The following is a 7,839-nucleotide window of genomic DNA, read 5'->3' on the forward strand; positions in this document are numbered from 1 at the left end:
CGCATCCCCTCGCCGCGGCCGCGCGCGTGGTCATGCTGGCACTGGTCGCCGTCCTGACCCTGTTCGCCACGCGCGACGTCGGCCAGCTGTGGTGGATCGGGCTGTTGGCCGTGGCCGGCCTGCCGGCGCTGCTGGCCCCCGGGCACCGGCTGGTCGGCCCGCTCAGCCGGCTGGCCGAGGTGGTGGTGCTGGGGCTGGCCGCGAGCCAGGTTGGCGCGGTGGCCACCATCGGCGGGGAGATCGGCGGGCTGGGCGCCTCGGCGGTGCTGCCCTACCTGGCGGTGCCGGTGACCGTCACCGCGCTGCGCCGCCGGTTCTCCGAGGGCGCCGCCCTGCTCGCGGTCACCGCGGCCGCCCTGCTGGTGGCCGGCGCGCTGACCGAGGTCGACGGCGAGCGGCAGCTCGCCCAGATCGGCTACCTGGCGGTCTGCGCCCAGTGGCTGATCCTGGCCGGGCTCGGCCTGTACGCCGCCAACACCCTGCACCGGGTGATGCAGGTCCGCGGTGCCAGCAAGCCCCAGCCGTACGCCGAGGCGACCCGGCTGCTGACCCAGCTGCGTACGGTGGCCCGGCAGCTGCCCGGGGCCACCCTCGACCCGGGCGGCATCTCCGAGCACCTGCTCGAGGAGCTGCGGGCGGTGGCCCCGGCGGACCGGGCGGCCGTGCTGTCGGCCAGCGGCGGCGGCCGGCTGGTGGTGCTCGCCCAGGTGGGCGCGGACCGGGTGGACTGGGAGACCACGCTCGACGCGGACTCGGCGATCGCCGACGCGTGGGCCAGCCAGCAGCCGCAGACCGCGGCCCGGTCGCAGGCCCGCTCGCACCCCGGCGGCGAGGTCTCCGCGCTGATCGTGCCGCTGGTGGCCGGCGTGCGCACGGTGGGCCTGGTGGTGCTGGAGGCGGACGTGGCGCACGCGTACCCGCCGCCGGTGGTGTCCCGGGTGACCGGGCTGACCAGCCCGGCGGCGCTGCGGCTGGAGGCCGCGCTGCTCTTCGACGAGGTGCGCTCGTTGGCCACCAACGAGGAGCGGCAGCGGCTGGCCCGGGAGATCCACGACGGGGTGGCCCAGGAGCTGGTGATGGTCGGCTACGGCATCGACAACGCCCTGGCCACCGTCTTCGACGACGCCGAGGAGACCGCGGAGGCGCTGCGTACGCTCCGTGGCGAGGTGACCCGGGTGATCACGGAGCTGCGGCTGAGCCTGTTCGAGCTGCGCAGCGAGGTCGACCGGCACGGCGGCCTGGCCGCCGCGATCGCCGAGTACGCCCGCACCGTCGGCGCCTCCGGTGGGCTGCGGGTGCACCTGTCCCTGGACGAGTCGACCGCGCGGCTTCCCGCCGCCACCGAGGCGGAGCTGCTGCGCATCGCTCAGGAGGCGGTGACCAACGCGCGCAAGCACGCGGGGGCCTCGAACCTCTGGGTCACCTGCGAGGTGGACCCGCCGTACGCCCAGATCGAAGTGTCGGATGACGGTCACGGGATAGCTGACCAGCGCCCCGACGGGCGGTACGGTCTTGCGATCATGGCCGAGAGGGCGGAACGTATCCGGGGCCGGTTGGAGATCAGGCCGCGGCAGCCGAGCGGCACGACCGTGGCCGTGGTGCTCGGTTCCTCGCCCCGGCGCGGTAACGTGCGCGGTAGCGCAGCTGCAGCAGAAGGGGAGTAACCCGAGGATGACCACAAGTCCGACACCGGCCACCCGTACCAAGGTCCTCCTTGTCGACGATCACGACCTGATCCGGAAGGGCCTGCGGCACGCGTTCGAGCGCGACCGCCAGTTCGAGGTTGTCGGCGAGGCCGCCACGGCGGCAGAGGGCGTACGCCAGGCCGGTGCGCTGCAGCCGGATGTGGTGATCATGGATCTGCGCCTGCCCGACGGCAGCGGCCTGGAGGCCACCCGGGCGCTGCGCAAGTCCAGCGCCTCGATGGGCATCGTCGTGCTCACCATGTACGCCGGCGACGACCAGCTCTTCGGCGCCCTGGAGGCCGGGGCGAGCGCCTTCGTGCCGAAGACCGCGCCGGCCGACGAGGTGGTGGCCGCCGCCCGGCACGCCGCCTCCTCCCCCAGCGCCTTCACCGCGGCCGACCTGGCCGAGGCGATGAAGCGCCGGCTGGCCCCCTCCGGCCCGCAGCTGTCCCCGCGCGAGGGGCAGGTGCTGCGCCTGCTCGCCGACGGGATGAGCGTGGCCGGCATCGCCAAGCAGCTCTTCGTCAGCGAGTCCACCGCCAAGACCCACATCTCCAAGCTCTACGAGAAGCTGGGCGCGGCCAACCGGGCGCAGGCGCTGATGACGGCGCTGCGGCTCGGCCTGCTCGAGGCGCCGGACGCGCCGAAGTTCTGACCGTCCGCCCAGCGGCGGTCGACGTACCACCGACCGGCCCGCGCCCGCCACTTGGCCGGCGCGGGCCGGTTCTCGTATCGACCACCGTCGCGGCGAACGGCCCGGCGCGCTATGGTCTCCCGGGCGGCGGGGTGGGCAGAATACCCGCGCGGGCGACGACGTCCGCATCGTCGAGGCGAGGGGTGAAGGCATGCAGCGGCCGGACTGGGCGCCCGACGGGATCGACATCGAACGCCCCAGCGTGGCCCGGATGTACGACTACTACCTCGGCGGCTCGCACAACTTCGCGGTGGACCGGGCGGCGGCCCAGGCGATGGTGGCGGCGGTCCCCGAGGCGCCGCTGATGGCCCAGGCCAACCGGGCCTTCCTCCGGCGGGCGGTGCAGTTCCTCACCGACGCCGGCGTGCGGCAGTTCCTGGACATCGGCTCCGGCATCCCCACGGTGGGCAACGTGCACGAGATCGCCCAGCGCAACGCGCCCGACGCCCGGGTGGTCTACGTCGACGTCGACCCGGTGGCGGTGGCGCACAGCCGGGAGATCCTCGACGGCAACGACCGGGCCGCGGTGGTGCAGGAGGATCTGCGCCACCCGGAGCGGATCCTCACCCACCCGGACGTACGCCGGCTGCTCGACTTCGACCGGCCGGTCGCCGTGATGGTCGTGGCGGTGCTGCACTTCGTGTCCGACGACGACCGGCCGGCGGAGCTGCTGCGGACCCTGCGTGCCGCGCTGGCGCCGGGCAGTTACCTGGTGCTCTCCCAGGCCAGCGCGGACGGCCGCAGCGACGAGGAGCGGGCCGAGGCCGAGCGGATCTACCGCAGCACCGACAATCCGCTGTGGATCCGCAGTCGCGGTGAGCTGGCCGCGCTCTTCGACGGCTTCGAGCTGGTCGAGCCGGGTGTGGTCTGGGTGCCGCAGTGGCGTCCGGAGTCGGCCGACGGCGCCGAGGACGCCGAGCGGTCGGCCTTCATCGGCGGCGTCGGGCGGCTCGGTGGGTGAGCCGCCGGGGGCGACGGCGGTTCCGGTGGCCGGGCCGCCGGCGGCGACGGCCGCGCCGGGGGCGACGGGCGGGCGGGCGCACCGCCCCAGCGCCTTCGCCCGGGCCTGGGCCAAGGCCGTCTCCGGCACCAGTTACCTGCCGATGACCCAGGCCCAGCTGGAGGCCCTGCTACAACGGCTGACCGACCAGTTGGCTGCGGCGCTGGCCGCCGAGCCGCTCGACCTGCGTGTCGGGCACCGGGTCGGCACGGAACTGGTGGCCGCGCACATCGCCTCCGCCGAAGGGCTCGGCCGTACCGTCGAGGTCGTCCAACTCCGGCTGGTCCGCGACCTCGGCCTGGTCGCCGACGACGTCGAGGACCGGCTGGCCCGGCTGCTGGCCGCCGTGGCGACCGGCTATGCCCGCGCGCTGCGCGACCGGACGCTGGACGAGCAGGAGTCGATCCGCCGGGCCGCGATGACCGCACGGGCCCAGGCGGAACGGGCGCTGCGGGCCAGCGAGGCCCGCTTCCGCCACCAGGCCACTCACGACCCGCTGACCGGTCTGCCCAACCGGACGCTGTTCACCGAGCGGCTCACCGCCGCCATCAACTCCCCCGGCCGGGGAGCGGAACGGGTCGGGGTCTGCTTCCTCGACCTGGACCGGTTCAAGGTGGTCAATGACTCGCACGGGCACCGCACCGGCGACGCGCTGCTGGTCATCGTGGCCGACCGGCTGCGCCGGGCCCTCGACGGGTACCTGGTCGCCCGGCTCGGCGGGGACGAGTTCGTCATCCTGGTCGAGCACACCGGCGGCACCGACGACATGGTGGCGGTGGCCGAGGCGGCACTGGCCGCGGTACGCGAACCGGCGGTGGTAGACGGGCACGAGCTGACCGTCTCGGCGAGCGTCGGCATCGTGGAGCGGCAGGTGGCCGGCGCGTCGCCCGGCGACCTGATGCGGGCCGCCGACAGCACGCTGCACTGGGCGAAGGCGGCCGGGGGCGTCCGCTGGGCGCTCTACGACGCCGACCGGGACCGCCAGGAACTCGCCCGGCACGCGCTCTCCGCGGCCATCCCGGCCGCCCTGGAGCGGGGCGAGTTCTACCTGGACTACCAGCCGCTGGCCTCGCTGCACGACGGCCGGGTGGTCGGCGTGGAGGCGCTGGTGCGCTGGCGGCACCCCGAGCTCGGTGTGCTGCGGCCGGACAGCTTCATCGGGCTGGCCGAGGAGACCGGGTTGATCGTGCCGCTCGGCGGGTGGGTGCTGGCCGAGGCGTGCCGGCAGGCGGAGAGCTGGTCCACCGCCGGCGGGGCGGCCCCGTACGTCAGCGTCAACCTGGCCGTGCGGCAGGTGGATCGCCCCGGGCTCGTGCAGGAGGTGCACGGGCTGCTGCGGCACACCGGCCTGCCACCGGAACGGCTCCAGCTGGAGATCACCGAGAGCACCATGATGAGCACCGCCGCGGAGCCCGTCCGGGCGCTGCGGGTGCTGGCCGACCTCGGCGTCCGGATCGCCATCGACGACTTCGGCACCGGGTACTGCAACCTGGCGTACCTTCGGGACCTGCCGGTGACCGAGTTGAAGGTCGCCGGTGAGTTCGTGGCCGGGCTGCGGGCGCCGGAGACCCGCGCGGACGAGCGGATCCTCGCCTCGCTGGTGTCCCTGGCGCACGCCCTGGACCTGACCGTCACGGCCGAGGGCGTGGAGACCGCCGGGCAGGCCGAGCGGCTGCGGGCGATCGGCTGCGACGCCGGCCAGGGCTGGCACTTCGGGCGACCCGAGCCCGCCGAACGCATCCTCGAACGCATCCGCTGACCGCCACCCGCCCGCTGGTACGCGGCGGAACGGCTTGTCCTCGATGTCAGCCACCCTGCCGTCACGGTCCCTGTCGAGCTGCCCTCACCGATGGGGCACCGTGCCCGCGCCGCGCCGCGCCACACTGTGCTCGGCCGCGCCGGGTCGGTCAGCCGGCGAGCAGGGCGGCCATCCGCTGCGCCTGGGCCTCCCAGCGCCACTCCCGCTCCACCCAGGCCCGACCGGCGGCGCCGAACTGCCGGGCCAGGTCCCGGTCGGCCAGCAGGGTGGACACCCGGTCGGCGAGCTGCGCCACGTCCCGCCCGCGCACCACGTACCCGGTCTCCCCCTCGCGCACCGCGTCCGGGGCACCGCCGGAGTCGCCGGCCACCACCGGCAGGCCGGTCGCCGATGCCTCCAGGTAGACGATGCCGAGCCCTTCCACATCCAGACCGCGATTTCGGGTGCGGCAGGGCATGGCGTACACGTCACCGGCCGCGTAGTGGGCCGGCAGCTCGGCCGACGGCACGGAACCGGTGAAGACCACGTCCCGCTCCACGCCGGCGTGCCGGGCCAGCTTCTCCAACGCCGCCCGGTAGGGCCCGCCGCCCACCACCAGCAGCGCCGCGTCGGGCACCCGGCGGCGGATCTCGGGCATCGCCCGGATCAGCATGTCCTGGCCCTTGCGCGGCACCAGCCGGGACACGCAGACCACCACCGGCCGGTCGGCCAACCCGAGCCGCAGCCGCACCGGCTCCCCGTCGACGGACGGGTGGTAGGTGTCCACGTCCACCCCGGGGGCGAGCCGGTGCAGCTCGGTCAGCCCGTGCAGCGCCCGTTCCAGCCGCACCCGGGTGTACTCGCCGAGGTAGGTGGTCGCCTCGACGCCCCGACCGATCCGGCGCAACGCGCCCCGCGCACCGGGCAGCGCCGCCCAGCCGACCTCGTGCCCGTGGGTCTGCGCCACCGCCCGGCGGATCCCGGCCCGCCGACGCAGGCCGGCGGCGAGCAGCCCGAGCGGGGCCGCCGCGCCGAACCACACCGTGTCGCAGTCGTACGCCCGGGCGAGCTTGGCGGCCCGCCGGGCGACCAGCGGGGTGGGCAGCAGCACCCGGGTGCGTTCCCGGACCACCTCGAACGGCTGGTCGGCGTCGAACTTCGCCGCGCCCCGCCAGGAGGACGCGTACACCACCACCGAGCCGGCGGGCTGACGCACCGCGAGGTTGTGCACGAAGGACTGGATGCCGCCGGGCCGGGGCGGGAAGTCGTTCGTGATCAGCAGCGTCCGGCTCATCTGCCGGCCTCCCTGGCGTACGCGCGGGCGGCGGCGATCCGCTCGACGGTGGACGGGTGGGTGGCGGAGTAGAGGTATTCCCAGCGCGGCGGATCGGGGTCGGCGAGGTTGATCCCGGCGAGCCGGCGCTGCATCGCCTCGAACGCGGCCGGGTCGCCGGTCAGCGCCAGCGCGTGCGCGTCGGCGCGCGCCTCGACGCGCCGCGACATCAGCGCCTGCACCGGCGCGGAGACCAGCCCGGTCACCGTGACCAGCGCGACGAGCAGGGGGAACGCGCGCGGCTGGGCGACCGAGTCGACCCCGGCCAGGCGCAGCAGCGAGCCCCAGGAACCGATCAGGTAGAGCGCGACCACCGCCGCGGCGGCGCCGAGCGCGCCGGTCAGCGTGCCGACCACCACGTCCCGGTCCTTCGCGTGCCCCAGCTCGTGCGCCACCACGGCGGTCACCTCGGCCGGGCTCGCCTCCCGCAGCAACGTGTCGTAGACGACGATCCGGCGGGTCGGCCCGAGCCCGGAGACGTACGCGTTGACCGCCCGGGTGCGGCGGGAGGCGTCGGCGACCAGCACGTCGCGCACCGGCACGCCGTCCCGGGCCGCCATCGCGGTCAGCTCGGTACGCAACGGGCCCGGCTCCATCGGGGTGAACCGGTTGAACACCGGCTCGACCAGCACCGGCAGCACGAACGAGAGCAGCACCACCAGCCCCGCCGCCCCGGCCGCACCGAACGCCCACCACCAGCGCGGGGCGAGCCGGATGACCGTGTAGAGGCCGAGCAGCGCCACCGCCCCGATCACCGCGCTGACCGCGTACGACTTGAGCAGGTCGACCGCCCAGCCGCTCCAGCCGTTGGTGCTCAGCCCGTAGCGGGTGAGCACCGCGTGCCGCCATGCGGCGAACGGCAGCGTGACCAGGTCGGCGACCAGCACCACGGCCAGCCCGCCGAGGACGGCCTGCGCCGCCCAGTGGTCGCCGAAGGGGCGACCCGCGAGCTCGACGAGGCGACTGCCCAGCGGGGTGAGCCCGAGCGCCAGCGCCACCAGCAGGCCGACGGCGAGCGCGGCCCAGCCGCCGGGGCGCAGGGCGGAGCGGAACTCGCGGCCCCGGGCCACCTGCTCGGCGGGCAGATCGCGCAGCGCGGCGAGCTGATCTGCCCGGGGAGCCGGCGGGCGGCTCCACGGGATCAGCAGCGCCGCCGTGACGGCCAGGGCGACAACAAGGCCGGCGAGGGTCAGCACCGCCCAGCCGCGCGGGCTCACCGCGGCGCCCCCGGCGCCTGCCGGCCGCCCGGCTCGGGACGGACCGGGACGTGTTCCGCGCCGGGCCGGCCGATGCCGCAGGCCGCGACGGGCCCACCGTCGCCACGCCGTACCCCGGTCATGCCGCCGCTCCTCCCGCTGTGAGCGCCCATCCTATTGCCCGCCACCCGCG

At 75.4% G+C, this 7,839-nt stretch carries 6 protein-coding genes; 4 read left to right on the forward strand and 2 right to left on the reverse strand.

Annotated features, from left to right (window positions below):
• The 4 genes from C1I99_RS26770 to C1I99_RS26785 all read left to right on the forward strand — a co-directional run.
• Positions 1-1,664 (forward strand): sensor histidine kinase (locus tag C1I99_RS26770; RefSeq protein ID WP_233512733.1); only part of this gene is annotated, 1,664 nt, incomplete at its 5' end.
• A 7-nt stretch (positions 1,665-1,671) separates the two neighbouring features.
• Positions 1,672-2,340, forward strand: coding sequence for a response regulator transcription factor (locus tag C1I99_RS26775; protein ID WP_007072219.1), 669 nt, complete (start codon positions 1,672-1,674; stop codon positions 2,338-2,340).
• A gap of 190 nt (positions 2,341-2,530) precedes the next feature.
• Entirely contained in the window at positions 2,531-3,340 is an 810-nt protein-coding gene (locus C1I99_RS26780; RefSeq protein ID WP_111136993.1) for an SAM-dependent methyltransferase, read from the forward strand.
• A 142-nt stretch (positions 3,341-3,482) separates the two neighbouring features.
• Positions 3,483-5,138, forward strand: a complete 1,656-nt coding sequence (locus C1I99_RS26785; RefSeq protein ID WP_111136994.1) for a putative bifunctional diguanylate cyclase/phosphodiesterase — start codon at positions 3,483-3,485, stop codon at positions 5,136-5,138.
• Between the two features lie 148 nt (positions 5,139-5,286).
• Here the strand turns inward: C1I99_RS26785 and C1I99_RS26790 are convergent, their stop codons facing one another.
• Together C1I99_RS26790 and C1I99_RS26795 are read right to left on the reverse strand one after the other, a co-directional pair.
• Complete coding sequence (locus C1I99_RS26790; protein WP_111136995.1) at positions 5,287-6,411, reverse strand: glycosyltransferase family 4 protein; 1,125 nt, start codon at positions 6,409-6,411, stop codon at positions 5,287-5,289.
• A complete protein-coding gene (locus C1I99_RS26795) occupies positions 6,408-7,667 on the reverse strand; it encodes a M48 family metallopeptidase (protein ID WP_111136996.1) in 1,260 nt (419 codons plus the stop codon). Before C1I99_RS26795 ends, C1I99_RS26790 begins: the two co-directional genes overlap by 4 nt.
• Positions 7,668-7,839 lie beyond the last annotated feature (172 nt).

The organism is Micromonospora deserti (assembly GCF_003236335.1).
GTDB lineage: Bacteria > Actinomycetota > Actinomycetes > Mycobacteriales > Micromonosporaceae > Micromonospora > Micromonospora deserti.

Excerpts from the sequence above, each read along its gene's own strand:
- C1I99_RS26775 (WP_007072219.1), top strand. The coding sequence starts at position 1,672 with ATGACCACAAGTCCGACACCGGCCACCCGTACCAAGGTCCTCCTTGTC.
- C1I99_RS26780 (WP_111136993.1), top strand. The coding sequence starts at position 2,531 with ATGCAGCGGCCGGACTGGGCGCCCGACGGGATCGACATCGAACGCCCC.
- C1I99_RS26785 (WP_111136994.1), top strand. The coding sequence starts at position 3,483 with ATGACCCAGGCCCAGCTGGAGGCCCTGCTACAACGGCTGACCGACCAG.
- C1I99_RS26790 (WP_111136995.1), bottom strand. The coding sequence starts at position 6,411 with ATGAGCCGGACGCTGCTGATCACGAACGACTTCCCGCCCCGGCCCGGC.